Source organism: Tamlana crocina, assembly GCF_012037625.1.
On record NZ_JAAVJS010000774.1, the window covers coordinates 1 to 298 of the forward strand.

A 298-nucleotide genomic window follows, 5' to 3' on the forward strand; every position below is an offset into this window, starting at 1 on the left:
GAAACATATTCATGTTGAGGGCAAGGGAGGTGAGATAAAGATCAATCTGGAATTGCTAAATTTGATGTACAATTACAATATGCAGAAACAGGTTATTCATACTTTTCTGGAAATAGTAAAGCAAAACCGGTTCTACTTTCTTAGAAAATGGGATAAGTTTCACGGAAATGAAAACAGTTAAGACTGATATAAATATTAGGGATGTATTCTTCAGGGATGAAAAAGTTTTCTTTTCTTTAGAAGATGGCCGTGAAATTGGTGCTCCTCCGGAGTGGTATCCCAGATTAAGCAAGGCTTT

Annotated in this window: 1 protein-coding gene; it reads left to right on the forward strand. The window is 35.6% G+C overall.

The annotated features are described in order from the left end of the window. Nucleotides 1-181 (forward strand): DUF4160 domain-containing protein (locus HC176_RS18955; protein ID WP_167920516.1); only part of this gene is annotated, 181 nt, incomplete at its 5' end. Between the last annotated feature and the right edge of the window lie 117 nt (nt 182-298).